This window comes from Roseomonas sp. GC11 (genome assembly GCF_024437745.1).
In the GTDB taxonomy this organism is placed as follows: domain Bacteria; phylum Pseudomonadota; class Alphaproteobacteria; order Acetobacterales; family Acetobacteraceae; genus Pseudoroseomonas.
The window spans coordinates 15,113-41,346 of record NZ_JANFNY010000045.1 but is presented as its reverse complement, the minus strand read 5'-3'; the positions used below and the strand labels follow the sequence as shown (position 1 = coordinate 41,346).

General features: G+C 67.7%; 39 protein-coding genes. 36 read left to right on the top strand and 3 right to left on the bottom strand.

All coding sequences use genetic code 11. The features are described 5' to 3' along the window. The 35 genes from NON00_RS14925 to NON00_RS14755 all read left to right on the top strand — a co-directional run. Nucleotides 1-81, top strand: an 81-nt coding sequence (locus NON00_RS14925) for a hypothetical protein (protein WP_256022445.1), incomplete at its 5' end; no start/stop codon positions are given. A 32-nt stretch (nt 82-113) separates the two neighbouring features. Beyond that, the gene (gene rpsJ, locus NON00_RS14920; protein WP_007004401.1) at nt 114-422 is read left to right on the top strand and encodes a 30S ribosomal protein S10; all 309 of its coding nucleotides are present in this window, start codon (nt 114-116) and stop codon (nt 420-422) included. 19 nt (nt 423-441) lie between these two features. Continuing rightward, nucleotides 442-1,128, top strand: a complete 687-nt coding sequence (gene rplC, locus NON00_RS14915) for a 50S ribosomal protein L3 (protein ID WP_256022441.1) — start codon at nt 442-444, stop codon at nt 1,126-1,128. A 10-nt stretch (nt 1,129-1,138) separates the two neighbouring features. Beyond that, on the top strand, nt 1,139-1,759 hold the full coding sequence (gene rplD / locus NON00_RS14910; RefSeq protein ID WP_256022440.1) for a 50S ribosomal protein L4: 621 nt from the start codon (nt 1,139-1,141) through the stop codon (nt 1,757-1,759). Beyond that, nucleotides 1,756-2,088: a 50S ribosomal protein L23 gene (locus NON00_RS14905; protein ID WP_256022438.1), complete on the top strand. Its 333-nt coding sequence runs from the start codon at nt 1,756-1,758 to the stop codon at nt 2,086-2,088. Before rplD ends, NON00_RS14905 begins: the two co-directional genes overlap by 4 nt. A gap of 4 nt (nt 2,089-2,092) precedes the next feature. Continuing rightward, nucleotides 2,093-2,926: a 50S ribosomal protein L2 gene (rplB, locus tag NON00_RS14900; RefSeq protein ID WP_256022437.1), complete on the top strand. Its 834-nt coding sequence runs from the start codon at nt 2,093-2,095 to the stop codon at nt 2,924-2,926. Between the two features lie 5 nt (nt 2,927-2,931). Continuing rightward, complete coding sequence (gene rpsS, locus NON00_RS14895; RefSeq protein ID WP_256022436.1) at nt 2,932-3,210, top strand: 30S ribosomal protein S19; 279 nt, start codon at nt 2,932-2,934, stop codon at nt 3,208-3,210. 3 nt (nt 3,211-3,213) lie between these two features. Continuing rightward, nucleotides 3,214-3,618, top strand: a complete 405-nt coding sequence (gene rplV, locus NON00_RS14890) for a 50S ribosomal protein L22 (protein ID WP_256022435.1) — start codon at nt 3,214-3,216, stop codon at nt 3,616-3,618. 1 nt (nt 3,619) lies between these two features. Further along, the gene (gene rpsC, locus NON00_RS14885) at nt 3,620-4,297 is read left to right on the top strand and encodes a 30S ribosomal protein S3 (protein ID WP_256022434.1); all 678 of its coding nucleotides are present in this window, start codon (nt 3,620-3,622) and stop codon (nt 4,295-4,297) included. 12 nt (nt 4,298-4,309) lie between these two features. Beyond that, nucleotides 4,310-4,732 carry a 50S ribosomal protein L16 gene (gene rplP / locus NON00_RS14880; RefSeq protein ID WP_007004409.1) on the top strand — a complete coding sequence of 141 codons (423 nt, stop codon included), beginning with the start codon at nt 4,310-4,312 and terminating at the stop codon, nt 4,730-4,732. Between the two features lie 4 nt (nt 4,733-4,736). Beyond that, complete coding sequence (rpmC, locus tag NON00_RS14875; protein WP_256022433.1) at nt 4,737-4,943, top strand: 50S ribosomal protein L29; 207 nt, start codon at nt 4,737-4,739, stop codon at nt 4,941-4,943. 16 nt (nt 4,944-4,959) lie between these two features. Then, nucleotides 4,960-5,241: a 30S ribosomal protein S17 gene (gene rpsQ, locus NON00_RS14870; protein ID WP_256022432.1), complete on the top strand. Its 282-nt coding sequence runs from the start codon at nt 4,960-4,962 to the stop codon at nt 5,239-5,241. Nucleotides 5,242-5,254: 13 nt separating this feature from the next. Then, complete coding sequence (gene rplN, locus NON00_RS14865; protein WP_256022431.1) at nt 5,255-5,623, top strand: 50S ribosomal protein L14; 369 nt, start codon at nt 5,255-5,257, stop codon at nt 5,621-5,623. A 3-nt stretch (nt 5,624-5,626) separates the two neighbouring features. Further along, nucleotides 5,627-5,947, top strand: a complete 321-nt coding sequence (rplX, locus tag NON00_RS14860) for a 50S ribosomal protein L24 (protein WP_256022430.1) — start codon at nt 5,627-5,629, stop codon at nt 5,945-5,947. Then, a complete protein-coding gene (gene rplE / locus NON00_RS14855) occupies nt 5,944-6,504 on the top strand; it encodes a 50S ribosomal protein L5 (RefSeq protein WP_256022429.1) in 561 nt (186 codons plus the stop codon). Before rplX ends, rplE begins: the two co-directional genes overlap by 4 nt. Nucleotides 6,505-6,556: 52 nt before the next feature. Further along, the gene (gene rpsN / locus NON00_RS14850) at nt 6,557-6,862 is read left to right on the top strand and encodes a 30S ribosomal protein S14 (RefSeq protein WP_256022428.1); all 306 of its coding nucleotides are present in this window, start codon (nt 6,557-6,559) and stop codon (nt 6,860-6,862) included. 10 nt (nt 6,863-6,872) lie between these two features. Beyond that, complete coding sequence (gene rpsH, locus NON00_RS14845) at nt 6,873-7,271, top strand: 30S ribosomal protein S8 (protein WP_256022427.1); 399 nt, start codon at nt 6,873-6,875, stop codon at nt 7,269-7,271. A gap of 13 nt (nt 7,272-7,284) precedes the next feature. Further along, nucleotides 7,285-7,818 carry a 50S ribosomal protein L6 gene (gene rplF, locus NON00_RS14840; protein ID WP_256022425.1) on the top strand — a complete coding sequence of 178 codons (534 nt, stop codon included), beginning with the start codon at nt 7,285-7,287 and terminating at the stop codon, nt 7,816-7,818. 1 nt (nt 7,819) lies between these two features. After that, nucleotides 7,820-8,182, top strand: a complete 363-nt coding sequence (rplR, locus tag NON00_RS14835; RefSeq protein WP_256022424.1) for a 50S ribosomal protein L18 — start codon at nt 7,820-7,822, stop codon at nt 8,180-8,182. Between the two features lie 13 nt (nt 8,183-8,195). Next, nucleotides 8,196-8,807, top strand: a complete 612-nt coding sequence (gene rpsE, locus NON00_RS14830; protein ID WP_256022423.1) for a 30S ribosomal protein S5 — start codon at nt 8,196-8,198, stop codon at nt 8,805-8,807. Next, nucleotides 8,800-9,000 carry a 50S ribosomal protein L30 gene (rpmD, locus tag NON00_RS14825; protein WP_256022422.1) on the top strand — a complete coding sequence of 67 codons (201 nt, stop codon included), beginning with the start codon at nt 8,800-8,802 and terminating at the stop codon, nt 8,998-9,000. Before rpsE ends, rpmD begins: the two co-directional genes overlap by 8 nt. 2 nt (nt 9,001-9,002) lie before the next feature. Further along, on the top strand, nt 9,003-9,494 hold the full coding sequence (rplO, locus tag NON00_RS14820; protein WP_256022420.1) for a 50S ribosomal protein L15: 492 nt from the start codon (nt 9,003-9,005) through the stop codon (nt 9,492-9,494). A gap of 107 nt (nt 9,495-9,601) precedes the next feature. Next, nucleotides 9,602-10,960 (top strand): preprotein translocase subunit SecY, encoded by a 1,359-nt coding sequence (secY, locus tag NON00_RS14815; protein WP_256022417.1) that lies wholly within the window; start codon nt 9,602-9,604, stop codon nt 10,958-10,960. Nucleotides 10,961-11,001: 41 nt separating this feature from the next. Next, on the top strand, nt 11,002-11,649 hold the full coding sequence (locus tag NON00_RS14810; protein WP_256022415.1) for an adenylate kinase: 648 nt from the start codon (nt 11,002-11,004) through the stop codon (nt 11,647-11,649). Between the two features lie 255 nt (nt 11,650-11,904). Continuing rightward, nucleotides 11,905-12,282, top strand: a complete 378-nt coding sequence (gene rpsM, locus NON00_RS14805) for a 30S ribosomal protein S13 (RefSeq protein WP_256022414.1) — start codon at nt 11,905-11,907, stop codon at nt 12,280-12,282. Between the two features lies 1 nt (nt 12,283). Then, nucleotides 12,284-12,676: a 30S ribosomal protein S11 gene (gene rpsK / locus NON00_RS14800; RefSeq protein WP_099096438.1), complete on the top strand. Its 393-nt coding sequence runs from the start codon at nt 12,284-12,286 to the stop codon at nt 12,674-12,676. A 24-nt stretch (nt 12,677-12,700) separates the two neighbouring features. Further along, nucleotides 12,701-13,717: a DNA-directed RNA polymerase subunit alpha gene (locus NON00_RS14795; RefSeq protein WP_256022410.1), complete on the top strand. Its 1,017-nt coding sequence runs from the start codon at nt 12,701-12,703 to the stop codon at nt 13,715-13,717. A 26-nt stretch (nt 13,718-13,743) separates the two neighbouring features. Beyond that, nucleotides 13,744-14,172: a 50S ribosomal protein L17 gene (rplQ, locus tag NON00_RS14790; RefSeq protein WP_256022408.1), complete on the top strand. Its 429-nt coding sequence runs from the start codon at nt 13,744-13,746 to the stop codon at nt 14,170-14,172. Between the two features lie 214 nt (nt 14,173-14,386). Continuing rightward, the gene (locus NON00_RS14785; protein ID WP_256022406.1) at nt 14,387-15,211 is read left to right on the top strand and encodes an NAD kinase; all 825 of its coding nucleotides are present in this window, start codon (nt 14,387-14,389) and stop codon (nt 15,209-15,211) included. Between the two features lie 372 nt (nt 15,212-15,583). Further along, nucleotides 15,584-17,191 carry an ABC transporter substrate-binding protein gene (locus NON00_RS14780; protein ID WP_256022404.1) on the top strand — a complete coding sequence of 536 codons (1,608 nt, stop codon included), beginning with the start codon at nt 15,584-15,586 and terminating at the stop codon, nt 17,189-17,191. Nucleotides 17,192-17,194: 3 nt separating this feature from the next. After that, entirely contained in the window at nt 17,195-18,166 is a 972-nt protein-coding gene (locus tag NON00_RS14775) for an ABC transporter permease (protein WP_256022402.1), read from the top strand. Between the two features lies 1 nt (nt 18,167). Further along, nucleotides 18,168-19,091 (top strand): ABC transporter permease, encoded by a 924-nt coding sequence (locus NON00_RS14770; protein ID WP_256022400.1) that lies wholly within the window; start codon nt 18,168-18,170, stop codon nt 19,089-19,091. 8 nt (nt 19,092-19,099) lie between these two features. Next, a complete protein-coding gene (locus NON00_RS14765) occupies nt 19,100-20,110 on the top strand; it encodes an ABC transporter ATP-binding protein (RefSeq protein ID WP_256022399.1) in 1,011 nt (336 codons plus the stop codon). Next, nucleotides 20,107-21,105, top strand: coding sequence for an ABC transporter ATP-binding protein (locus NON00_RS14760; RefSeq protein ID WP_256022398.1), 999 nt, complete (start codon nt 20,107-20,109; stop codon nt 21,103-21,105). Before NON00_RS14765 ends, NON00_RS14760 begins: the two co-directional genes overlap by 4 nt. A gap of 187 nt (nt 21,106-21,292) precedes the next feature. Beyond that, nucleotides 21,293-21,922, top strand: a complete 630-nt coding sequence (locus NON00_RS14755; protein WP_256022397.1) for a nitroreductase family protein — start codon at nt 21,293-21,295, stop codon at nt 21,920-21,922. Between the two features lie 174 nt (nt 21,923-22,096). On the opposite strand, the gene NON00_RS14750 is transcribed toward NON00_RS14755, so the two are convergent. From NON00_RS14750 to NON00_RS14740, 3 genes are all read right to left on the bottom strand, one after another. Then, complete coding sequence (locus tag NON00_RS14750; RefSeq protein WP_256022396.1) at nt 22,097-22,561, bottom strand: Lrp/AsnC family transcriptional regulator; 465 nt, start codon at nt 22,559-22,561, stop codon at nt 22,097-22,099. A 105-nt stretch (nt 22,562-22,666) separates the two neighbouring features. Continuing rightward, nucleotides 22,667-23,797 (bottom strand): type III PLP-dependent enzyme, encoded by a 1,131-nt coding sequence (locus tag NON00_RS14745; protein ID WP_256022395.1) that lies wholly within the window; start codon nt 23,795-23,797, stop codon nt 22,667-22,669. A 373-nt stretch (nt 23,798-24,170) separates the two neighbouring features. Beyond that, nucleotides 24,171-24,959 (bottom strand): TetR/AcrR family transcriptional regulator, encoded by a 789-nt coding sequence (locus NON00_RS14740; protein WP_256022394.1) that lies wholly within the window; start codon nt 24,957-24,959, stop codon nt 24,171-24,173. 99 nt (nt 24,960-25,058) lie between these two features. Between NON00_RS14740 and NON00_RS24765 the strand changes: the two genes are divergently transcribed. Continuing rightward, nucleotides 25,059-26,225: an HlyD family secretion protein gene (locus NON00_RS24765; RefSeq protein ID WP_305123365.1), complete on the top strand. Its 1,167-nt coding sequence runs from the start codon at nt 25,059-25,061 to the stop codon at nt 26,223-26,225. The last annotated feature ends 9 nt before the right edge of the window (nt 26,226-26,234 follow it).

Below are 26,234 nucleotides of genomic sequence, written 5' to 3'. Positions count from 1 at the left end.
ATGGACCAGGGCCTGCGCTTCGCCATCCGCGAGGGTGGCCGCACGGTCGGCGCCGGCGTCGTCGCCCAGATCATCGCGTAAGCGGCAGCGGAAGAAGAGACAGGCGCCAGAACATGGACAGCCAGAATATCCGCATCCGCCTCAAGGCGTTCGATCACCGCGTGCTGGATGGCAGCACGCGGGAGATCGTGAACACCGCGAAGCGGACGGGCGCGCGCGTGCGCGGCCCGATCCCGCTGCCGACGGAAATCGAGCGTTTCACCGTGAACCGCTCGCCGCATGTCGACAAGAAGAGCCGTGAGCAGTTCGAGATCCGGACTCACCGGCGTCTGCTCGATATCGTCGACCCCACCCCGCAGACCGTGGACGCGCTGATGAAGCTCGACCTGGCCGCTGGTGTGGACGTCGAGATCAAGCTCTGAGGCCGGGGAGTAGAACACCATGGCCGCGAAGAATGGTCGCACCGGCCTGATCGCGAAGAAGCTGGGCATGACCCGGCTGTTCAACGACGACGGCTCGACCGTGCCCGTGACCGTGCTGCACCTGGACCAGGTGCGCGTGGTCGCCCAGCGCACGGAAGAGAAGGACGGTTACAATGCGGTGCAGCTGGGCTTTGGCCTGGCGAAGCCGAAGAACGTCTCGAAGCCCAACAAGGGCCACTTCGCCAAGGCGGGTGTCGAGGCGCCGAAGAAGGTCGTCGAGTTCCGCGTGGCCGCTGACGCCATGCTGGAGACGGGCGTGAAGCTCTCCGCGAATCACTTCGTGAAGGGCCAGATCGTCGACGTGACGGGCACCTCGAAGGGCAAGGGGTTTGCCGGCGCCATGAAGCGCTGGAACTTCTCGGGCCTCGAGGCGACGCACGGCGTCTCGATCTCGCACCGTAGCCACGGTTCGACGGGTAACCGTCAGGACCCGGGCAAGACCTTCAAGAACAAGAAGATGGCTGGCCATCTGGGCGTTGAGCGCGTGACCACGCAGAACCTGGAGGTCGCCGGTTTCGACCTCGAGAAGGGTCTGCTGCTGGTCAAGGGCGCGGTGCCCGGTGCGAAGGGCGGGTATGTGCTGGTGCGCGACGCGGTGAAGTCCGCGCGCCCGGCCGACGCGCCGTTCCCCGCGGCCGTGGCCTGAGGGTTAGGACATGCAGGTTCCTGTCATCACCCTGGATAACGGCCAGGCCGGCGAGATCGATCTCCCGGACGCGCTGTTCGCCGCCGCTCCGCGCGCCGACATCATGGCCCGCGTCGTTCACTGGCAGCTCGCCAAGCGCCGTGCCGGCACCCACAAGGTGAAGGGCATGGGCGAGGTCTCCGGCACGACGAAGAAGCCGTACCGGCAGAAGGGCACGGGTAACGCCCGCCAGGGCTCGCTGCGCGCGCCGCAGTTCCGCACTGGTGGCGCCGTGCACGGCCCGGTCGTCCGCGACCATGGCTACGCGCTGAACAAGAAGGTCCGCCGCCTGGGCCTGATCAGCGCGCTGAGCCAGAAGGCCGCCGAGGGCAAGCTCGTGGTGCTCGACACCGCCGCGCTGGGCGCCGACGCCAAGACCTCCGCCATGGCCTCCAAGGTCAAGGCGCTGGGCTGGAAGAGCGCGCTGGTCGTGGATGCGCAGGTCGAGGACGGCTTCGGCCGCGCCGTGCGCAACCTGAAGAACGTGAACGTGCTGCCCACGCTGGGCGCGAACGTTTATGATATTCTGAAGCATGACGTGCTGGCGGTGACCCGCCAGGCCGTCGAGGCGCTGAAGGAGCGGCTGGCATGAGCGAGACCGCGACCAAGAAGCCCGGCATCGTGATCTCGCGCGAGAAGATGTATCAGACCATCCTCGCGCCGGTCATCACCGAGAAGGCCACCGGCCTCGCGGAGCAGAGCCAGGTTACCTTCAAGGTGCCGCTCTCCGCGACCAAGCCGGAGATCAAGGCCTCGGTGGAGGGGCTGTTCGGGGTGACCGTCGTCGCCGTGAACACCCTCGTCATGAAGGGCAAGACCAAGCGGGTGCGCGGCCGTGAGGGCGTGCGCTCCGACTGGAAGAAGGCGGTCGTCCGCCTGGCCGAGGGCCAGAGCATCGACCTCACCACGGGGCTCGCTTAACGCCATGGCGCTGAAGCACTTTAACCCGGTTACCCCCAGCCTGCGCGGGACGGTCCTCATCGACCGTCGCGAGCTGTTCAAGGGCAAGCCGGTCAAGCAGCTGACGGAGGGCAAGAGCCACTCCGGCGGCCGCAACAATCATGGCCGCATCACCGTCCGGTTCCGGGGCGGCGGGCATAAGCAGTCCTACCGCGTGATCGACTTCAAGCGTCGCAAGTTCGACGTGTCGGCCACGGTGGAGCGGCTGGAATATGACCCCAACCGCACGGCCTTCATCGCGCTGATCAAGTACGAGGATGGCGAGCTCGCCTATATCCTCGCGCCGCAGCGCCTGAAGGTGGGCGACGTCGTGGTGGCGGGTGAGAAGGTCGACATCAAGCCGGGCAACGCGATGCCGCTCGGCTCGATCCCGGTCGGCACGATCATCCACAACATCGAGATGAAGCCCGGCGCCGGTGGCAAGATCGCCCGCTCGGCCGGCACCTATGCGCAGCTGGTTGGCAAGGATGCCGGCTACGCGCAGGTGAAGCTGATGTCCGGCGAGCTGCGCCTGGTGCGCGGCGAGTGCATGGCCTCGATCGGTGCGGTGTCCAACCCGGACAACCAGAACCAGCATATCGGCAAGGCCGGCCGCTCGCGCTGGCTGGGCCGCAAGCCGCATAACCGCGGTGTCGTGATGAACCCGGTCGACCACCCGCATGGTGGTGGTGAGGGCCGCACCTCGGGCGGCCGCCACCCGGTTACCCCGTGGGGCAAGCCGACCAAGGGTTACAAGACCCGCACCAACAAGCGCACGGACAAGCTGATCGTCCGTCGCCGCAACGTGACGAAGGGCTGACCGCGATGTCGCGCAGTGTCTGGAAGGGGCCGTTCGTCGACGGCTACCTGCTGAACAAGGCCGAAGCGGCGCGTGCTTCCACCCGCAACGAGATCATCAAGATCTGGTCGCGCCGGAGCACGATCCTGCCGCAGTTCGTCGGGCTGACCTTCGGCGTGTATAACGGCAAGAAGTTCATCCCGGTGCAGGTGACCGAGAATATGGTGGGGCACAAGTTCGGCGAGTTCTCGCCGACCCGCACCTTCAACGGTCACTCGGCCGACAAGAAGGCGAAGCGGGGCTAAGCGATGAGCAAGCCGAAGCACGAGCGCACGCTCGCCGAGACTGAGGCGAAGGCCGTCACCCGGAACATCCGGGTGAGCCCTCGTAAGCTGAACCTTGCCGCCGGGCTGATCCGCGGGAAGAAGGCGCAGGACGCGCTCGCGATCCTGACCTTCTCCAAGCGCCGCATCTCCCAGACCGTGAAGGCGACGCTCGAGAGCGCCATCGCGAACGCGGAGAACAACCACCAGCTCGACGTCGACCGCCTGGTCGTCTCGCGCGTGGAAGTGGGCCGCGCCATCGTGATGAAGCGCTTCCATGCGCGCGGCCGCGGCAAGGCCGCCCGGGTGGAGAAGTGGTTCAGCCACCTGTCCATCGTGGTTGCCGAGAAGCAGGCGGACGCCGAGCCGGCGCAGCAGGAGGCCGCGTAATATGGGCCACAAAGTCAATCCGATCGGGCTCCGGCTCGGCATCAACCGCACCTGGGACTCCCGCTGGTTCGCCGGCGAGGATTATTCCAAGCTGCTGCATGATGACCTGAAGCTGCGCAAGACCCTGAAGGATCGCCTGAAGGGCGCCGGCGTCTCGAAGGTGATCATCGAGCGCCCGGCGAAGAAGCCCCGCGTGACGATCCACGCCGCCCGCCCGGGCGTCGTGATCGGCAAGAAGGGCGCCGACATCGAGGTTCTGCGCAAGGACCTGGCGAAGCTCGCCGGGGCCGAGGTGGCGCTGAACATCGTCGAGATCCGCAAGCCGGAGATCGAGGCGCAGCTGGTGGCGGAGAGCATCGCGCAGCAGCTGGAGCGCCGCGTGGCCTTCCGCCGCGCGATGAAGCGCGCCGTGCAGTCCGCCATGCGCCTCGGCGCGGGCGGCATCCGGATCAATTGCGGCGGCCGCCTGGGCGGCGCCGAGATTGCCCGGATGGAGTGGTACCGCGAGGGCCGCGTGCCCCTGCATACCCTCCGCGCGGATATCGACTACGGCACGGCGACCGCGAAGACCACCTATGGCACCTGCGGTGTGAAGGTCTGGATCTTCAAGGGCGAGATCATGGCGCATGACCCGCTGGCGCAGGACAAGCGCGCCGCGGAGCAGGCGCCGCAGCGCTGAGGATAACAGACCATGCTTTCCCCGAAGCGCACGAAGTTCCGTAAGGCGCACAAGGGCCGCATCAAGGGCGTGGCGAAGGGCGGGTTCACCCTGTCCTTCGGCGGCTTCGGCCTGAAGGCGCTCGAACCGGAGCGCGTCACCGCCCGCCAGATCGAGGCCGCCCGTCGCGCGATCACCCGCGCGATGAAGCGCCAGGGCCGGGTGTGGATCCGCATCTTCCCGGACCTCCCTGTCTCCACGAAGCCGGCGGAAGTCCGCATGGGTTCGGGCAAGGGCGCGCCGGAATACTGGGTTGCCCGCGTCAAGCCGGGTCGCATCATGTTCGAGATCGATGGCGTCTCGCTCGAGACGGCGCGTGAGGCGCTGACCCTCGGTGCGGCGAAGCTGCCGATCAAGACCAAGCTCGTGACCCGCCTGGGCGCGGCGGAGGCCTGAGCCGATGACCAAGATCGTGGATATCCGCGGCAAGACCGCGGATGAACTGAAGGCGATGCTGCTGGACCTGCGGAAGGAGCAATTCAACCTCCGCTTCCAGCGCGCAACAGGCCAGCTTGAGGCGGTTTCCCGCATCAAGGTGGTGCGCCGCGACATCGCCCGTGTTAAGACGGTGCTGGCCGAGCAGTCCCGCTCGGCCGCCAAGGCCTGACGAGGAGACCCCGGCTATGCCGAAGCGCGTCCTCACCGGGCGGGTCGTCAGCGACAAGATGGACAAGACCGTGACGGTCCTTGTCGAGCGTCGCGTGATGCACCCGCTCTATAAGAAGTTCATCCGGCGCTCGAAGAAGTACGCCGCGCATGACGACGCCAACCTGTGCAAGGAAGGCGACGTCGTGGCGATCGAGGAGTGCCGTCCGATCAGCAAGCGGAAGACCTGGCTGGTGATCGAGCGCAATGGCGCCCCGGTCGTCACCCCGGGCTTCAACGCCGCGGCGGCCCAGGCCTGAGGACTGACGACCAATGATTATCGTTGAGTCCAACCTCGAGGTTGCCGACAACTCCGGTGCGCGCCGCGTGCAGTGCATCAAGGTGCTCGGCGGCTCCAAGCGGCGCACCGCCTCGGTGGGCGACATCATCGTGGTGTCCGTGAAGGAAGCGATTCCGCGCGGCAAGGTGAAGAAGGGTGACGTGCAGCGCGCGGTGATCGTGCGCACCGCCTACCCGGTTCGCCGCCAGGACGGTTCGGCCATCCGCTTCGACCGCAATGCGGCCGTTCTGATCAACAAGCAGAACGAGCCGATCGGCACGCGTATCTTTGGCCCGGTCGTTCGTGAGCTGCGCGCGCGCAAGTTCATGAAGATCATCTCGCTGGCGCCGGAGGTCCTGTAATCCATGGCCGCGAAGATCAAGAAGGGCGACCGCGTCCAGATCCTGACGGGGAAGGACAAGGGCAAGCGCGGCGAAGTGCTGCGCGTGCTGCCCGAGGAAGGCCGTGCCGTGGTGCAGGGCCTGAACATCGTGAAGCGCCATACCAAGCCGAAGGGCATGGGCCAGCAGGGCGGGATCGTGGAGAAGGAGGCCTCGCTGCACCTCTCCAACATCGCCCTGATCGACCCCAAGTCCGACAAGCCGACCCGCGTCGGCTTCAAGGTGCTTGAGGACGGCAAGAAGGTCCGGGTGGCCAAGGCCTCGGGCGAGGTGATCGACGCATGAGCGAGGCGAAGGAACTGCCCCGCCTGCAGCAGCTCTATGCTGAGGCGGTGCGGAAGAAGCTGGTCGAGGAGTTCGGCTACGGCAACCCGATGGAGGTTCCGAAGCTCTCCAAGATCGTCATCAACATGGGCGTTGGTGAGGCCGCGGGCGACCAGAAGAAGCTGGACGCCGCCCTGGCCGAGCTGACGGTCATCGCCGGCCAGAAGCCGGTGAAGACCCTGGCCAAGAAGGCGATCGCCGGCTTCAAGATCCGCCAGGGCCAGGCGATCGGCTGCAAGGTCACCCTGCGCCGCTCGCGGATGTACGAATTCCTGGACCGCCTGGTCACCATCGCGCTGCCGCGCATGCGTGACTTCCGCGGCATTCCTGGTAATAGGGGCTTCGACGGCCGCGGCAACTACTCGCTCGGCCTGAAGGAGCAGATCGTGTTCCCCGAAATCAGCTATGATAAGGTGGACGCGATCCGTGGCATGGACATCGTCTTCGTCACGACCGCGAAGACGGACAAGGAAGCCAAGGCCCTGCTGAAGGGCTTTGACCTCCCGTTCGTCAACTGAGTTTGGAAAACCGCCCGGATGGTCCGGGCAGGTTCCGGAGGATTTAGACCGCATGGCCAAGACCTCGGCTGTCGAGAAGAATCAGCGCCGCGAGCGCCTCTCGAAGCTGCATGCCGCCAAGCGCGCCGCCCTGAAGGCCACGATCATGGATCGTGACCTTCCGGTGGAGGACCGCTTCGAGGCGACGCTGAAGCTGGCGCAGCTGCCGCGCAATGGCGCGAAGGTGCGCGTGCGTCTGCGTTGCGAACTGACCGGCCGCCCGCGCGGCAACTACCGCAAGTTCAAGCTGAGCCGTAACGCGCTCCGTGACCTGGCCTCGACCGGCCAGATCCCGGGGCTCGTCAAGGCCAGCTGGTAAGGGGGGCCGCATGTCGCTGTCCGATCCGCTGGGCGATATGCTGACGCGCATCCGCAACGGGCACCGTGCCCGTCAGGCGCGCGTCACCTCGCCGGCCAGCCGTCTCCGTGCTGACGTCCTCGAAGTCCTGAAGCGTGAGGGGTACATCCGTGCCTACCGCGCCGAGCAGGTGCGTCCGGGCGTCTCCGTGCTGGACATCGAGCTGAAGTATTCCGAAGGCGAGCCTGCCATCAAGGAAATCGAGCGCGTCTCGAAGCCTGGCCGGCGCGTCTACGCGAAGATCAAGGAGCTGCCGAAGTTCTATAACGGGCTTGGCATTTCCATCCTCTCCACGCCGCGTGGCGTGATGAGCGACAACGAGGCCCGCGCTGCCAATGTTGGCGGCGAAGTCCTCTGCCGCGTGTTCTGAGGGAGGGCTAGGCATGTCGCGCGTCGGCAAGTATCCCGTTCCCGTTCCCGCTGGCGTCACCGTCACGCTGCAGGACAAGATCATCGCCGTGAAGGGCAAGCTGGGCGAGCTTTCGCTCCCGCTGACCGACGCGGTGGAGGTCGAGGTCGCGAACAACCAGGTGGCCGTCAAGCCGCTCGGCTCCGACCGCCGCAGCCGCACGCTGTGGGGCACCACCCGCAGCCTGATCAACGGCATGGTGATCGGCGTCTCCACCGGCTTCTCCAAGTCCATGGAGATCACCGGCACCGGCTACCGCGCCGCGGTGCAGGGCAGCGACCTCGTGCTGAACCTCGGTTACAGCCACGAGATCCGCTACCCCGTCCCGGCCGGCATCAAGATCTCCTGCGAGAAGCCCACCTCGATCAAGGTCGAGGGCGTGGACAAGCAGAAGGTCGGCCAGGTCGCCGCTGAGATCCGCGCTTATCGCGGCCCCGAGCCCTACAAGGGCAAGGGCGTCCGGTACTCGGACGAGGTCATCCTCCGGAAGGAGGGGAAGAAGAAGTAAGATGGCCGACAAGCTCGCTTTGCAGCAGCGCCGTCGCGCGCGCCTGCGCTACCAGCTGCGGATCAAGAGCGGCGGCCGTCCCCGGCTGTCCGTCTTCCGCTCTGGCAAGCACATCTACGCCCAGGTCATCGACGACAAGGCGGGCCGCACCCTTGCGGCTGCCTCCTCGCTGGAGAAGGCGCAGCGCGAGAGCCTGCGTACCGGCGCGGACAAGAACGCGGCCACCGTGGTCGGCAAGCTGGTTGCCGAGCGCGCCCTGGCGGCGGGCGTGACCGAGGTCGTCTTCGACCGTGGGCCTTACCTGTATCACGGCCGGGTGAAAGCCCTGGCGGACGGCGCCCGCGAGGGCGGGCTGTCGTTCTAAGGAGGCGCAGAATATGGCACGTGAACCGCGGAGCGGCGGCTCTGGCGATCGTGACCGTGGCCGTGGCCGCGGCCCCGAGCGCAACACGGAGCGCGAGGTTGGCGACGAGCTGAAGGACAAGCTCGTCACCATCAATCGCGTCGCCAAGGTGGTGAAGGGTGGCCGTCGCTTCTCCTTCGCCGCTCTGGTCGTCGTGGGCGATGAGAAGGGCCGCGTTGGCTGGGGCGCCGGCAAGGCGCGCGAGGTTCCGGAAGCGATCCGCAAGGCGACTGAGCGCGCCAAGCGGACCATGATCCGGGTCCCGATGCGCGAGGGCCGCACCCTGCATCACGATGTGATCGGCGAGTTTGGCGCCGGCCGCGTGATCCTGCGCGCCGCCCCGGCCGGTACCGGCATCATCGCCGGCGGCCCGATGCGCGCGGTGTTCGAGACGCTGGGCATGGGCGACGTCGTCGCCAAGTGCACCGGCACCACGAACCCGCACAACATGGTCAAGGCGACCTTCGCCGCCCTGACGCGCTGCACCAGCCCCCGCGCTGTTGCCTCGCGCCGTGGCAAGAAGGTGTCCGACCTGCTCGGCCCCCGCAAGGATGCCGAGCCGGCGCAGGAGGCCGTGAATGTCTGAGGCGAAGAAGACCGTTCGGGTGACGCAGATCGCGTCGCCCATCGGCCGCCTGCCCGGCCAGCGTGAGACGCTGATCGGCCTGGGTCTCAACAAGATCCGCCGTTCGCGCGAGCTGGAGGATACTCCGGCCGTGCGCGGCATGATCCGCAAGGTCGCTCACCTGATCCAGGTGAGCGAGACCACGGAGAAGTAACCATGAAGCTCAACGAGCTGCGCGACAACGAAGGCGCCCGCCTGAAGTTCAAGCGCGTCGGCCGTGGCATCGGCTCCGGCAAGGGCAAGACCTCGGGCCGCGGCGTCAAGGGCCAGAAGGCGCGCACCGGCGTGTCGCTGAACGGGTTCGAGGGCGGTCAGCTCCCGATCTACCGGCGCCTGCCGAAGCGTGGCTTCGTCAACCCGTTCCGCAAGGAATACGCGCCGCTGAACCTGCGCACCCTGCAGGCGGCGATCGAGGCCGGCAAGATCAATGCCAGCCAGCCGATCGACGAGGCGGTGCTGGAGGCGGCCGGCCTGGTCCGCACCGGCGCGAAGGTGGCGGGTATCCGCCTCCTCGCCCAGGGCGAGATCAAGCAGGCGGTGACCATCACGGTCGCCGGCGCCTCGGCCGCCGCGATCGCCGCGGTCCAGGCTGCGGGCGGCACCGTGACGGTGCTGGCCCCGGCCAAGGAAGAAGCGCCCGAGGCGTAAGGCTTGCGCCCCCCACACCTGGGGGGCTAGGTCTGCATCTCTGGGCAGGCATGCGGCGCCGCGGGTTCAGCCCCCCGGCGCCGCAGTCATGTTGAAGGGGCGAAATCATGGCGTCCGCCGCCGAACAGCTCGCGGCCAATCTCAATCTCGGCGTCCTGTCCAAGGCGACCGAGCTCAAGAAGCGCATCTGGTTCACGCTGGCCGCGCTGATTGTCTACCGAATCGGCACCTATATCCCGGTCCCCGGGGTGGATGCGTCGGTCATGGCCGAGATCCTGCGCCAGCATGGCGGCGGTATCCTGGGCATGTTCGACATGTTCACGGGTGGCGCGCTGGGCCGCATGACGGTCTTCGCGCTCAACATCATGCCGTATATCTCGGCCAGCATCATCATTCAGCTGATGAGCGCCGCCGTCCCGGTGCTGGAGGCCCTCAAGAAGGAGGGTGAATCCGGCCGGAAGAAGCTGAACCAGTATACCCGCTACCTCACCGTCCTCATCGCCATCTTCCAGGCCTATGGCATCGCCGTGGGGCTTGAGAGCATGCAGGGGCCCTTCGGCTCCGCGGTGTATGAGGCGGGGCTGTTCTTCCGCATCTCCTGCGTCACCACCCTGGTGGGCGGCACGCTCTTCCTGATGTGGATCGGTGAGCAGATCACGGCGCGCGGCATCGGCAACGGCATCAGCCTGATCATCTTCGCCGGCATCGTGGCCAATGTGCCCACCGCCCTGGCCTCGACGCTGGAACTCGGCCGCACCGGGGCGCTCTCGCCCTTCTTCATCGTGGCCTTCCTGCTGATCGCGCTGGCCGTCATCACCTTCGTGGTGTTCATGGAGCGGGCGCAGCGCCGGATCCCCATCCAGTATCCGAAGCGCCAGGTCGGCAACCGGATGTTCGGCGGCGAGAACACCCACCTGCCGCTGAAGCTGAACACCGCCGGCGTCATCCCGCCGATCTTCGCCTCCTCCCTGCTGCTGCTGCCGGCCACCTTCGCGGGCTTCGCCGGCACCCAGGAGGAGGGCATCATCAGCCGCATCGCCGCCGCCCTGGCCCATGGCCAGCCGCTCTACATGGCGTTCTACGTGCTGCTGATCATCTTCTTCGCCTTCTTCTACACCGCCGTGGTGTTCAACCCGGTGGAGACGGCGGACAATCTGAAGAAGCATGGCGGCTTCGTCCCCGGCATCCGCCCCGGCCAGTCCACGGCGGATTACCTCGACCGTGTGCTGACCCGGCTGACCGGCGTTGGCGCCCTCTATATGTGCGTCGTCTGCCTGCTGCCGGAAATCCTGATCAGCCAGTACGGCGTGCCTTTCTACTTTGGCGGGACTTCGCTGCTCATCATTGTGTCCGTTACGATGGACACGGTGGCGCAGGTGCAGTCTCATCTCTTCGCGCACCAGTATGAGGGCCTGATTCGCAAGGCCCGCATGGGAGGCCGCGGCGGGGCGCCGCGGCTGCGCTAAGGGGCGGACATGATGCGCAGGATCGCGGGGACAAAGCGGCGATGAACCTGATTCTTCTGGGGCCCCCCGGGGCCGGCAAGGGCACCCAGGCGAAGCGGCTGGAAGAGCGCCACGGCATCGCGCAGATCTCCACCGGGGATATGCTGCGCGCCGAGGTGAAGAGCGGCAGCGAGATCGGCCGCCAGGCCAAGGCGATCATGGAGCAGGGCGGGCTGGTGCCCGACGCCATCATCACCGCGATGCTGGCCAACCGGGTCTCGCAGCCGGACTGCGCCAAGGGCTTCATCCTGGACGGCTTCCCGCGCACCACGCCCCAGGCCGAGGCGCTGGACGTGATGCTGAAGGAGAAGGGCCTTCAGCTCGACCACGTGATCGAGTTGAAGGTGGACGATGCCGCGCTGGTCGAGCGCATCGCCGGGCGCTTCACCTGCGCCAAATGCGGCACCGGCTACCATGACAGCTTCAAGCCGACGGCCAAGCTCGGGGTCTGCGACTCCTGCGGCAGCACCGAATTCGTCCGCCGCGCCGATGACAAGGCGGAGACGGTGGCCGCCCGGCTGGAAGCCTACCACCGCCAGACGGCGCCGCTGCTGCCCTACTACGCGGCGCAGGGCAAGCTGAGCCAGGTCGATGGCATGGCCGCCATGGACGAGGTCGCCACCCAGATCGAGGCCGTGCTCGGCCGCTGAGGGCCGGGGCAGGAGGGGTGCTGCCCCTCCTGCACCTCCCCGCCGGGGGAACTGAGTTCCCCCGGTCCCCCACTTCCGTTTCCTTGTTGACTCACGGGCGCCCTGGTCGGTAAGACCGCGCCTCTCGCGGGCGGGGTCTCCTCGGCCGCGTAGACGGTTGCATCCGATTCACTACAGGGCCGGGTGTGACGATCACCTCGCCGGCCGTATTGCCGGTACGAACGGGGGCCCATGAGGCCCCAGGAGCAGGAATCGATGGCACGCATTGCAGGCGTGAACATTCCCACCAACAAGCGCGTTCTCATTTCCCTTCGCTATATCTACGGCATTGGCCCGTCGAACGCGAAGGTGATCTGCGAGCAGCTCGGCATCCCCGAGGATCGCCGCGTCAACCAGCTCACGGATGAGGAAATCCTCAAGCTCCGTGAACTGATCGACCGCGAATACCGGGTCGAGGGCGATCTGCGTCGCGAGAACGCCATGAACATCAAGCGCCTGATGGACATGGCCTGCTACCGCGGCCTGCGTCACCGCAAGGGCCTGCCCGTTCGTGGCCAGCGCACTCATACCAATGCCCGTACCCGCAAGGGCAAGGCCGTGGCGATTGCCGGCAAGAAGAAGGTGACGAAGTAAGATGGCCCGTCAGCCCACCGGTCGTCCGCGCAAGAAGGAACGCAAGAATATTGCGTCTGGCGTGGCGCACGTCCTCGCCTCCTTCAACAACACGATCGTCACCATCACCGACAGCCAGGGCAACGCCATCGCGTGGTCCTCGGCCGGCAGCCAGGGCTTCAAGGGCAGCCGCAAGTCGACGCCGTATGCCGCCCAGGTGGCCGCCGAGGACGCCGGCCGCAAGGCCCGCGAGCACGGCATGGAGACGCTGGAGATCATGGTCTCCGGCCCCGGTTCGGGCCGTGAGTCCGCGCTGCGCGCCCTCCAGGCCGTCGGCTTCTACGTGACGGCGATCAAGGACGTGACCCCGATCCCGCACAATGGCTGCCGTCCGCGCAAGCGGCGTCGGGTCTGAGGCGAGGCTGCAGGAGAAACCGAAGTGCTCGAGCGCAACTGGCGTTCCCTGATCCGTCCCGAGAAGCTCGATGTCGAGCCCGGGGCCGACCCCTCGCGCATCGCGGTGGTGGTGGCGGAGCCGCTCGAGCGCGGCTTCGGTATGACCCTGGGCAATGCGCTGCGGCGCGTGCTGCTCTCGTCGCTGCAGGGGGCGGCCGTGACCGCCATCCGCATCGATGGCGCGCTGCATGAGTTCTCCAGCCTGCAGGGTGTTCGCGAGGATGTCACCGACATCGTCCTGAACATCAAGCGCCTGGCCATCCGGATGCAGAGCGAGGGGCCGAAGCGCCTCCAGCTCACCGCGACCGGCCCCGGCGAGGTGACGGCGGGGCAGATCCAGACCACCGGCGACATCGAAATCGCCAACCCGGAACTGGTCATCTGCACGCTCGACGACGGCGCCAAGCTGTCGATGGAGCTGACCGTCGATGTGGGCAAGGGCTATGTCCCGGCCTCCGAGAACCGCCCGGAAGACGCCCCGATCGGGCTGATCCCGGTGGACGCCATCTATTCCCCGGTCCGCCGCGTGGCGTATCAGGTGCAGCCGACCCGCGTCGGCCAGCGCACCGACTACGACAAGCTGGTGCTGACGGTGGAGACGGATGGCACGGTGGCCCCGGAGGATGCGGTGGCCCTCGCTGCCCGCATCCTGCAGGACCAGCTTCAGCTCTTCATCAACTTCGATGAGCCGCGCGAGCGCAAGGTGGAAGAGGTGCAGGACGACCTGCCCTTCAACCGCAACCTGCTGCGCAAGGTGGACGAGCTGGAACTGTCGGTCCGCAGCGCGAACTGCCTGAAGAACGACAACATCGTCTACATCGGCGACCTGGTGCAGAAGACGGAGCAGGAGATGCTCCGCACTCCGAACTTCGGCCGCAAGTCGCTGAACGAGATCAAGGAAGTCCTCGCCTCGATGGGGCTTTCGCTGGGCATGACCGTGCCCGGCTGGCCGCCTGAGAACATCGAGGACCTCGCGAAGAAGATCGAAGAGCCGTTCTGATTTCGGCCACCTGAAGGAATAGACCAATGCGTCACGGTGTTGCCGGCCGGAAGCTCGGCGTCACGTCGTCCCACCGCATCGCCATGCTCCGCAACATGGCGACCAGCCTGCTGAAGCACGAGCAGATCACCACCACCCTGCCCAAGGCCAAGGAGCTGCGCCCCTATGTGGAGCGCATCATCACCCTGGGCAAGCGCGGTGACCTGCACGCGCGCCGCCAGGCCTATGCGCAGATCCGCGATCCGAAGATCGTGGAGAAGCTCTTCTCCACCATCGCCGAGCGCTACAAGGCTCGCCAGGGCGGCTACACCCGCATCCTGAAGGCCGGCGTGCGCTATGGCGACGCCGCCGACATGGCGGTGATCGAACTGGTGGAGCGCGATGTGGCGGCCAAGGGCCAGGACAGCGGCCCGAAGCCGGTTGTCGAGGCTGAGGCCCAGCAGGACGCGGCGTAAGACCCGCTTCCCGCTGCCAGGATATCGCCCTGCCTCGCCACGAGGCGGCGGCGGCCTGAACCGAAAAGCCCGGGGGATCCGTCCCCCGGGTTTTTTTGTGCTCTCGCGGGCTTTTTTGTGCTCTTGCCCTGGGGCCGTCTCCCGGGCTTCATGGCCGCCAGGAAACGAGGATGCCGCCCGCGATGCTTCATCCCTTGATGCCAGGAGCCCCGGCATGACGGCCGCGCTGCTCGGCCCGGGCGGGCTGGGGGAGGGGCCGGACCTGCCCACGGACCTTGAGGGGCGCATCGCCTTCCTCGCCGCGCCGACCGAGGTGGCGGAGCTGGCGCGGGACCAGTTCATCGCCCTGCATGGCCAGGCGGATCCGGAAGCGGCCGCGGTGGTCGTGGCGCTGGGCGGCGATGGCTTCATGCTGGAGACGCAGCACCGCTTCCTGGGCCGCAACCTGCCGATCTATGGCATGAATTGCGGCAGCATCGGCTTCCTGATGAATGCCTATCACGAGGATGACCTGCTGCTGCGCCTCGCGCATGCCCAGGCGGCCACGCTGCACCCGCTGCGCATGCGCGCCCTGGATGCGGCGGGGGCGGTGCGGGAGGCGCTGGCGATCAACGAGGTCTCGCTGCTGCGCGAGACGCGGCAGGCCGCCAAGATCCGCATCCTGGTCGATGGCAAGGTGCGGATGGAGGAGCTGATCTGCGACGGCATCCTGGTGGCGACGCCGGCGGGCAGCACGGCCTACAATCTTTCCGCCTATGGCCCGATCGTGCCGCTGGGCGCCAACCTGCTGCCGCTGACGCCGATTTCCGCCTTCCGCCCGCGCCGCTGGCGCGGTGCCCTGCTGCCGGCTGATGCCGTGGTGGCCTTCCAGGTGCTGGAGCCCGGCAAGCGCCCGGTGGCCGCGGTGGCCGACAATGTCGAGGTGCGCGATATCCGCTCCGTCGAGGTGCGGGAGGATCGCGGGGTGCGGATGACCATGCTCTTCGACCCGGATCATGGCCTGTCCGAGCGGATTATTGCTGAGCAATTTACGGTCTAAACAACAGAATCTTCTGTTTCTGAAGATTTTTTTTTCAGACTGCCGCCGTCTCCTGGCAGAGCGGGGTGCTGGACTGAAAAAGTTTTTTGGTTCTTTTTTTCAAAAAAGAACATCTCTCTACAATATTCCGAAGTGCCGCCATGTGCCGTGAAGTGTCAGCGGCCTGTTCCGGTATCCGGTATTTGTCGCTTATCCGTTTTCTGTGCCGTGTTGTTGTGGTGCTTTTTGGTGTGCCGGGTATTGCAGGGCGATAGTCATATTTCCCGTACCGGTTTCTTCTTGGATCGTTCAACGAACCGCAATCTAGCGACGGGGGGGCGTGCCTGCTACACTGGAGTGTGAAGAGGTTGTAACCTCCCGGGGGACGTAGTGATGATCATCAGGATGCGGGCGGCCGTCTTGGCCGCCGTTTCGGCGTTGGCGCTCTGCGCTGCCGCCCCCGCGGGGGCGCAAACTCTTACCATGGCGGTCGGGGCCCAGGTCACTTCGCTCGACCCGCATTACCACGCGCTGTCGCCCAACCTGGCCGTGGCGACGATGCTGTTCGACACGCTGACGCAGTTCGACTCCGAAGCCCGCATGCAGCCGGGGCTGGCCGAGAGCTGGAAGCCGGTGAGCGACACGGTGTGGGAGTTCAAGCTCCGCCCGGGCGTGCGCTTCCACAATGGCAACCCCTTCACGGCCGAGGACGTGGCCTTCACCATCGCCCGCGTGCCGGCGGTGCCGAACAGCCCCTCCTCCTACGCCATCTACACCCGCGCCATCGAGCGGGTGGAGATCGTCGACCCGCTGACGGTGCGCTTCCACACCCGCACGCCCTATCCGCTGCTGCCGAACGACCTGGGCCAGGTCGCCATCCTCGACAGGGAGACGCATGAGGGCGCCTCCACCGAGGATTTCAACAGCGGCAAGGTGGCGGTGGGCACCGGCCCCTTCCGCTATGTGAGCTTCCGCAGCGGCGACCGGCTGGAGCTGGCCCGCAACGACGCCTATTGGGGCGACAAGCCGCACTGGCAGCAGGTGCATTACCGCATCCTGCCCAATGACGCCTCGCGCACCGCCGCGCTGCTGGCTGGCGATGTCGACTTCATCGACCAGGTGCCGACGAGCGACCTCGCCAGCCTGCGCCGCAACGACAAGGTGCGGCTGGTCGAGAAGGACGGGCTGCGCATCATCTTCCTGGCGCTGGACCACCTGCACCCGCAGGGCTCGCCGCAGATCACCGACCATGAGGGCAAGCCGCTGCCGCGCAACCCGCTGCTGGATCTGCGGGTGCGCCGGGCGCTGTCCATCGCCATCGACCGCCCGGCCATCGCCGCGCGGGTGATGGAGGGCACCGCCATGCCCTCCGGCCAGTTCCTGCCCAACAATGCCTTCGGCGCCATCCCCGACCTCCCGGCGCCGAAGACGGATGCCGAGGCGGCGAAGAAGCTGCTGGCCGAGGCCGGCTATCCGCAGGGCTTCCGCATCACGCTGAGCGGCCCGAATGACCGCTACATGAACGATGCCCGCATCGTGCAGGCCATTGGCCAGATGTGGACGCGCATCGGCGTGCGCACGGCGGTGGATGCCCAGCCCTGGACGACCTTCATCGCCCGCGCCGGGCGCCAGGAACTCTCCGCCTTCCTCGTCGGCTGGGGCACCTCCTCGGGCGAGGCGTCGAGCCCGCTGCGCTCCCTCGTCGCCAGCTATGACCGGGACAAGGGCTTCGGCACCTCCAACCGCGGCCGCTACGCCAACCCGGAGGTGGACGCGAAGCTGGAAGCCGCGCTGCGCGAGCTGGATGACGCCAAGCGCGAGGGCCTGCTGCGGGATGCGACGCGCATCGCCATGGACGATGTCGGCATCATCCCGATCCATATCCAGAAGAACCTGTGGGCCATGCGGCCGACTCTGGTGCACGATTCCCGTGCCGACGAGCTGACCCGTGCGCAGGATGTGCGGCCCGCCAACAGCCCCGCCAACAGCACGGTGCGATGAACCATGGGTGTCTATCTTCTTCGCCGGCTGTTCCAGTCGGTGCTTGTGATGCTGGCGATGTCGGTCATCGTCTTCGTCGGCGTCTTCGCCATCGGCGACCCGGTGGAGATCCTGATCTCCCCCGATGCCGACCAGATGGAGCGTGAGCGCGCGATCAAGGCCCTCGGCCTCGACCTGCCGCTGTGGATGCAATACCTCTCCTTCCTCGGCAACGCGCTGCGCGGCGACCTCGGCCGCAGCTTCGTCTTCAACGAGCCGGCGCTGAAGCTGATCCTGGAGCGCATGCCGGCGACGCTGGAACTGGCCTTCGGCGCCATGTTCATCGCGCTGCTGATCGGCCTGCCGCTTGGCCTCTATGCCGGGCTCAAGCCGAATTCGACGGGCGCCAAGGCGGTGATGGCCGGCTCCATCCTCGGCTTCTCGCTCCCCACCTTCTGGGTGGGGCTGATGCTGATCATGGTCTTCGCCGTGCAGCTCGGCTGGCTGCCCTCCACCGGCCGCGGCACGACGGTGGAGATCCTGGGCATGCGCTGGTCCTTCCTCAGCTGGGACGGGCTGCGCCACATCGCCATGCCGGCGCTGAACCTGGCGCTGTTCAAGATCAGCCTCGTCATCCGCCTCACCCGCGCCGGCGTGCGCGAGACGATGCTGATGGACTATGTGAAGTTCGCCCGCGCCAAGGGCCTCTCGCCCGCGCGCGTGACCTATGTGCATGTCTTCAAGAACATCCTGATCCCGGTCGTCACCGTGGTCGGGCTGGAGCTTGGCTCGACCATCGCCTTCTCGGTGGTGACGGAGAGCGTCTTCGCCTGGCCGGGCATGGGCAAGCTGATCATCGACAGCATCAACGTGCTCGACCGCCCGGTGATCGTCGCCTACCTGATGATCATCGTGCTGATGTTCATCACCATCAACCTGCTGGTGGACCTCGCCTATTCGGCGCTGGACCCGCGGGTGCGGCTGGAGAACAAGTGAGATGAGCACGACCACCGCCAATCCCGCGCCGGCCGCCGCCAAGGCGCCCAGGGTCGAGACGCCCTTCCGCCGCTTCGTCTCCGAATTCTGCGAGAGCAAGCTGGCGCTGGGCGGGCTGATCGTCTTCGCCTTCATCGCGCTGATCGCCATCCTGGCCCCCCTGCTGGCGCCGCAGAACCCCTATGACCTGGCGCAGCTGGACATCATGGATGGCCGCCTGCCGCCGGGCAGTGAGGCCGGGGCCGGCTTCACCTACTGGCTCGGCACGGATGACCAGGGGCGCGACATGCTCTCCGGCATCATGTACGGGCTGCGCATCTCGCTGATGGTGGGCGCGGGCTCGGCCATCATCGCCTGCGCCGTCGGCGTCACCCTCGGCCTCGTCGCCGCCTATGGCGGCGGGCGGACCGACACGCTGATCATGCGCCTCGTCGATCTCCAGCTCTCCTTCCCCTCCATCCTCGCGGCGCTGATGATCCTGGCCTTCCTGGGCAAGGGCATCATGAACGTCGTGCTGGCGCTGGTGATCGTGGAATGGGCCTATTACGCCCGCACCATCCGCGGCACCGCCCTGGTGGAGCGCCGGCGCGAATATATCGAGGCGGCCCACTGCCTCGCCCTGCCGACGCACCGGGTGATCTTCCGCCACCTGCTGCCCAACTGCCTGCCGCCGCTGATCGTGGTGGCCACCATGCAGGTGGCGCGCGCCATCGCGCTGGAGGCGACGCTCTCCTATCTCGGCCTGGGCGTGCCCATCACCGAACCCTCGCTCGGCCTGCTGATCTCGAATGGCTATGAGTACATGCTCTCCGGCAAGTACTGGATCAGCTTCTATCCGGGCATCGCGCTGCTGGTGACCATCGTCTCCATCAATCTGGTGGGCGACCAGCTGCGTGACGTGCTCAATCCGCGCCTGAAGAAGTGAGGGACGGCATGGCCCAGACGATTTCCGCCACCGCCGGCGCCCCGACGCTGGAGGTTCGCAACCTGCAGACCCACTTCTTTACCCGCGCGGGCGTGGTGAAGGCGGTGGATGGCGTCTCCTTCACCGTCGGCCGGGGCAAGGTGCTCGGCCTGGTGGGCGAGTCCGGCTCCGGCAAGACGGTGACGGGCTTCTCCATCCTCGGCCTCGTGGACGCGCCGGGCCGCATCGTCGGCGGCGAGATCCTGTTCCACGGGCAGAACCTGGCGAAGCTCAAGGAGGAGGAGATGCGGCGCCTGCGCGGCAACCGCATCGCCATGATCTTCCAGGACCCGATGATGACGCTGAACCCGGTGCTCCGGGTCGACACGCAGATGATCGAGACGGTCCTGGCGCATGAGAAGGTGAGCAAGGAGACGGCCCGCCAGCGCGCCCGCGACACGCTGGGCATGGTGGGCATTCCCTCCCCGGATGAGCGGCTGAAGAGCTACCCGCACCAGTTCTCGGGCGGCATGCGCCAGCGCGTGGCCATCGCCATCGCCCTGCTGCACCGCCCCGAGCTGATCGTGGCCGATGAGCCGACCACCGCGCTCGACGTGACGATCCAGGCGCAGATCCTGGCCGAGGTGCAGAAGCTCTGCTCCCAGACCGGCACGGCGATGATCTGGGTGACGCATGACCTCTCCGTCGTCGCCGGCCTCGCCGACGACATCGCCGTCATGTATGCCGGCCGCGTGGTCGAGCGCGGCGCGGTGGCCGAGGTGCTGGACAAGCCCCTGCACCCCTATACCGCCGGGCTGATCGGCTCCGTCCCCAGCCGCAACAAGCGGGGCGAGCCGCTGCGCCAGATCCCGGGCATGACGCCCTCGCTGCTCAGCCTGCCGCCGGGCTGCGCCTTCCGCACCCGCTGCCCGCGCGCCGCCGAGGCCTGCCTGCAGGAGCCGCCGCTGGGCGAGATCCTGCCCGGCCGCGAGACGCGGTGCTTCCGTCCCTATCTGCCCGCCGGGGAGGCCGCCGCATGAGCACGCCGATCATCGAACTGAAGGGCGTCTCCAAGCGCTTCTCCAAGACGCTCGACTTCGCCGGCAAGATGGCGAAGAAGCTCGGCATGCCGGTCAAGGAAGAGACGGTGCACGCCGTCGATGGCGTGGACCTGACGGTGCGCAAGGGCGAGGTCGTCGGCCTCGTCGGCGAGTCGGGCTGCGGCAAGTCCACCCTGGGCCGCATGGTGGCCGGCATCATGCCGGCCAGCGCCGGGCAGATCCTCTGGCATGGCCGCGATGTCGCTTCCCTCTCCGGGGCGGAGGCGCGCAACGCCAAGCTGCAGACGCAGATGATCTTCCAGGACCCCTATGCCTGCCTCAACCCGCGCATGCGGGTGGCGGACATCGTGGGCGAGGCGCCGCTGGTCCATGGCCTGACGAAGCGCGGCGAGTGGGATGGCTATGTGGACAACCAGCTCCGCCGCGCGGGGCTGGACCCGGCCTTCAAGCGCCGCTACCCGCACCAGTTCTCGGGCGGCCAGCGCCAGCGCATCGGCATCGCCCGCGCCCTGGCGGTGCAGCCGGAATTCATCGTCTGCGACGAGGCCGTGGCGGCGCTCGACGTCTCCATCCAGGCGCAGATCCTGAACCTCTTCATGGATCTGCGGCGGGAGCTGGACCTCACCTACCTGTTCATCAGCCATGATCTCGGCGTGGTGGAGCATCTCTCCGACCGCGTGGTGATCATGTATCTGGGCCGGGTGGTCGAGGAGGCGCCGGCGGAAGCGGTCTTCAAGAACCCCAACCACCCCTACACCCAGGCCCTGCTCTCCGAGGTGCCGCGGATCGAGGCGCGCAAGAAGAGTTTTGCGGGGATCAAGGGTGAGATCCCCTCGCCGCTGAACCCGCCGAAGGGCTGCCACTTCCACCCGCGCTGCCCGCACGCGACGGAGCGTTGCAAGATCGAGCGCCCCGTCCTGCGCGAGATCGCGCCGGGCCACCGCAGCGCCTGCCACCTGAACGACGCCCACTGAAAAAGTTTTTTGGTTCTTTTTTCCAAAAAGAACCGCTGCCTGCCGTGCCGGGGGAGGAAACTCCCCCGGTTTTTTCATGGCTGTGCTTTGCCTTGGCCGCTCTTGCGCCCCTGCTGCGCCGCACCCATTCTCCGCGCTGAGCCGCTTATGAGACAGAGCGGTCACTCTCATCACGGAAGAAGCACGGATGCTGCTCGAAACCCTGCGCTGGCGCTACGCCACCAAGAAGATGGACCCCTCCAAGGCGGTGCCGGAGGAGAAGGTGGAGCGGATCCTGGAGGCCATCACCCTGGCCCCGACCTCCAGCGGCCTGCAGCCCTTCGAGGTGCTGGTGGTGACCAACCCGGAGGTCCGCGAGAAGATCAAGGCCATCGCCTGGAATCAGGCGCAGGTCACCGAGGGTTCGCACCTCCTCGTCTTCGCCGCCTGGGATAACTATACGGCGGAGCGCATCAACCGCGTCTATGACCAGATCACCGCCGAGCGTGGCCCGAATGAGGGGCTGGAGAATTACCGCCAGCGCCTGCTGGCCGGCTATCCGCAGCGCGACGCCCAGGTGAATTTCGAGCACGCGGCGCGCCAGGCCTATATCGCCCTCGGCCTCGCCCTGGCGGCGGCGGCGGAGGAGGGGGTGGACTCCACCCCGATGGAAGGCTTCGACCCGGCCGCCCTGGACGAGATCCTGGGCCTGCGCGCGCGCGGGCTGCGCTCCGTGCTGATCCTGCCGCTCGGCTACCGCGAGGCGGACAAGGACTGGCTGGTGAACATGAAGAAGGTGCGCCGGCCGCGCGCGGAATTCATCACCGAAGTGAAGTGACGAACTGGGGAGGCGCCGCCTCCCCAGACCCCTCCGCCGGGGTGGCGCGGCCACCCCGGACCCCGCGTTCAGAAAGTGCAAACTGATGGAGGGGTCCGGGGGGACCCTGTCCCCCCGGTGGGGGCCAGGGGGCAAAGCCCCCTGCTTTTTATTCCTCCGTCGCTTCCGCGCGCTTTATTCTTCTGTCGCTTCCGCGACGGGCAGGATCGAGGTTTCCTTGGCCGAGGTGATGGCCAGGATGGTCTCTGTCCGCTCCACCCCTTCCTGGCCACGGATCTCATCCGCCACGAAGCGCTCCAGCGCCGCCAGATCGGGCAGGCGCAGCTTCAGCAGGAAGGTCCAGGCCCCCGTCACATGGTGGCATTCCAGCACTGGCTCGGCCGCGCGCATGGCGAGGCGGAAGGCGTGCTCCTCCCGCCCCGGGCGCAGCGCGACGAAGACGAAAGCCAGCAGCGGGCAGCCAATGGCGGCGGGGTCGAGATCGGCGCGCCAGCCGCGGATCGTGCCGCGCTCTTCCAGGCGCTTGACCCGCTCCGCCGTGGCGGAGACGGAGAGGCCCGCGACCTTGGCCAGTTCGGCGAGGCCCGCCGCCCCGTTATCCTGCAGGGCGACGAGAATGTTCCGGTCGATGACATCCATGGCGCGAGTTTATCCGGCGTCCCGCCATCGCGAAACGCATAATCGCGCAAAAGAAAAGGCGGGAGGGTTTCCCCTCCCGCCCCATGCGCCCGCGCGGGCGATGGATCAGATGTAGTGCTCGGCCAGCGGCGCGAAGCCGTTGAAGCCCTGGCTGGCATAGGTGGTGACATAGGCGCCGGTGGAGAGCAGTTCCACGCGGTCGCCGCTCTCCAGCGCCAGCGGCAGGCGGTAGTTGGACTTCTCGTACAGCGTGTCGGTGCTGTCGCAGGTGGGGCCCGCGATGGTCACCGGCCCTTCCGCCGTGCCGTCATGCGGCGTGCGGAAGGCATACTTGATGGCCTCGCCCTCGGTCTCGGCCAGGCCGCCGAAGCGGCCGATATCGAGATAGACCCAGCGGACGGGGTCGTCCTTGCCCTTGCTGGAGACCAGCACGACCTCGGCGGAGAGCACGCCGGCATCGCCCACCATGAAGCGGCCCGGCTCGATCAGGATCTCCGGCAGGGCATTGCCGAAATGCTCGACCATGGCGCCCATGATGGCGGCGCCGAAATCGTCAATCTCCGGCACCTCGGAGCGGTAGCGCACCGGGTAGCCGCCGCCGAGATTGGCCATGCGCAGGTTGATCCCCGCCTCCTTGAGGTCGGTGAAGATCATCGCGACCTTGGCGATGGCGGCCTCATAGGCGGCGGTGCGGGTCTGCTGGCTGCCGACATGGAAGGAGATGCCATAGGGGTCCAGGCCCAGCTCGCGGGCCAGGATCATCAGCTCCTTCGCCATCTCGGCCTCGCAGCCGAACTTGCGGGAGAGCGGCCATTCGGCGCCGACATTCTCCACCAGGATGCGGCAATAGACCTTCGCGCCGGGGGCGGAGCGGGCGAGCTTGCGCAGCTCCGGCTCGGAGTCGAAGGCGAACATGCGCACGCCGGCGGCATAGGCGGCCTGGATGGCGCTTTCCTTCTTCACCGTATTGCCGAAGGAGATCGCCTCCGGCCGGGCGCCGGCGGCCAGGCACATGCGCACTTCCTCGATCGAGGCGGCGTCGAACTGCGACTGCAGGTCAACGAGCCGGGAGAGGATCGGCGCGGCCGGGTTGGCCTTCACGGCGTAGTAGATGCGCGCGAGCGGCATCGCGGCCTTCAGGCGGCCGTAATTCTCCGCGACGCGATCCACGTCGACGACAAGGCAGGGCGTCGCCGGTGCGGCGTCGCGCAGGAAGCGGGAGACCTTGGGGGTCATCGCACACCCTCCATCTCAAATAGGAGGACCGCCCCTGGAATGAGGCGCGGCCCCAAGTTGACGAAACGGTCGAACGAACCAGCGACCAAAGAGGGCCGGCTGCGGGCTTGCGCCCATCGCCGGGGTTGCCAGAACGCTTGACGTCGTTGCGTAAACCTTTGGCCGATCAAGGTCGGCCTGGGGCCAGAGGCACGTGCGTACTGCGTCTGCGGCGGCATATAGAGAGGTCCGCCCCCGCCGCAAAGAGTTTTCTCGGGGCGGACCCGGTTTTTTTCCGCATGCCTCCCCTGCGGCGCCGGAAACTTCACGAAGCCTTGCCCGGGCGGCTGGAAGCCTCACGCGCCGAAGCGCTGCGGCGGGCGAATCCCTCCTGTTACGATTCGCCGGGCCGGGCCCGCGCACCCGGCGCCCTCGGCGCCAGGTCATCCGGCACCTCCGGCGCCACGTCATCCGGCGCCTCCGGCGCCACGCCATAGAGGCGCTGGATGGCGCGCGCCGCCTCCCGCGCCTGGGCCTCGATCTCCGCCGGTGTCGCCTCGGGCGGCAGGCCGAGCGTGGCGCGGGTGAAGAGATGCCCGCGCAGCAGGGCAAAGAACTGGTCTGCCACCAGCGGCACCGGGGCCTCGGCGCGCAGCCGGCCGCGCGCGCGCTCCCCCTCCAGCCACTCCTGCAGCCAGGCCTGCAGCCGCTGCGGCCCGGCGCGGTAGAAGGCCCAGGCGAGGTCCGGGCTGCGCCCGCTCTCGGCCACCACCATGCGGTGCAGCGCCCGCACCTTGGGTTGCAGCAGGTAGGACAGCCAGTGCCGGCCGAGCAGCGCCAGCGATTGCTCCAGCGGATAGCTGTGGTCGGCCACGGCGCCATCCATCACCGTCTGCATGGCGAGGCATTTCTGCGCCACGATCTCGGTGAAGAGCGCGTCCTTGCCCGGGAAATGGGCGTAGAGCGTGGCCTTCGAGACCCCCGCCGCGCGCGCCACCGCATCCATCGAGACGGCGGCGAAGCCTTCCTCCAGGAACAGCGCCGCCGCCCCGTGCAGGATGGCGCGCCGCTTCGGCGAGGCTTCCGCGGGGAGGGAGGGGGAGGCCGGGGGGGTCTCCGGCCGCGAATCGAGGGCATCCGACATGATGGCGGTGGAGTAGGGGGGGCGGGCCTGCTTCTTCAAGGGAAAACTGTACGGTTCAGTTCAGTCTTGACGGGCCAGTATGAAAGGCGCATCTGCAACCCATCGCTGAACTGAACCGTTCAGTCGCAAGGTCGCCCCATGAACGCTCCCGTCTCCCCCTCCGCCGCCGCCGAGGCTGCCCGCGCCACCCCCGCCCCCCCGCAGGATGCGCCCTCCCGCCGCCGCTGGCTGCTGCGCCTGCTCCCCCTGGTGCTGCTGGCCGGCGGCGGGCTGGGCGGCGCGTGGTACTGGCAGGTCGGCCGCTTCCTGGCGGAGACGGATGACGCCTATGTCCAGGGCGATATCGCCGTGCTCGGCCCGCGCATCGAGGCCGATGTCGCCGCCATCCTCGTCTCCGACAACCAGCGGGTGAGCGCGGGGCAGGTGCTGCTGCGCCTCGATGACCGCGACGCCGCGGCGCAGCTCCGCCAGTCCGAGGCCGCCCTGGCCGAGGCGGAGGCCGCCATCGCCACCGCGCGCGAGACGCTCGCCCAGACGGAGGAGCAGCTGGCCTCCGCCAGCGCGCAGATCGAGCAGGCCCGCGCCGAGCAGGTGCGCGCCAGCGCCGATGCCCGCCGCACCGAGGCGCTGGTGGGTGGCGGCTGGTCCTCCCGCCAGACGGCGGACCAGACCATCGCCGCCCAGCGCAAGGCCGATGCCGCCCTGCGCGCCGCCGAGGCCGACCTCGCCGTGCGCCGCCAGGCCATCGTCGTGCAGCGGGCGCAGATCATCCAGGCCACGGCGCGGCGCGACCAGGCGGCGGCGGCGCGCGACCTCGCCCGCAACACCCTCTCCTACACCGAGATCCGCGCGCCCTTCGACGGCATCGCCGGCAACCGCGCGGCGCAGCTCGGCCAGCATGTGCGGCCGGGCCAGCAGCTCATCGCCGTCGCCCCGCTGCCCGGCGCGCTCTACGTCACCGCCAATTTCAAGGAAACGCAGATCGCCCGCATGCGCCCCGGCCAGCCGGCCGAGATCAGCGTAGATGCCATCCCCGGCCATGCCCTGCACGCGCGGGTGGACAGCTTCGCCCCCGCCACCGGCAGCCAGTTCAGCCTGCTGCCGCCGGAGAACGCCACCGGCAACTTCACCAAGATCGTCCAGCGCGTGCCGGTGAAGCTGGTGCTGGAGCCGGGCCAGAGCGAGGCCGCCATCGCCCGGCTGCGCCCCGGCCTCTCCGTGGTGGCGGAAGTGGACACGCGGGCCGACCCCGAGGCGCCGCGCGGCCTCTTCGCCGCCGCCGCCGCGACGCTCGGCCTGCGCTGAGAGGCCCGC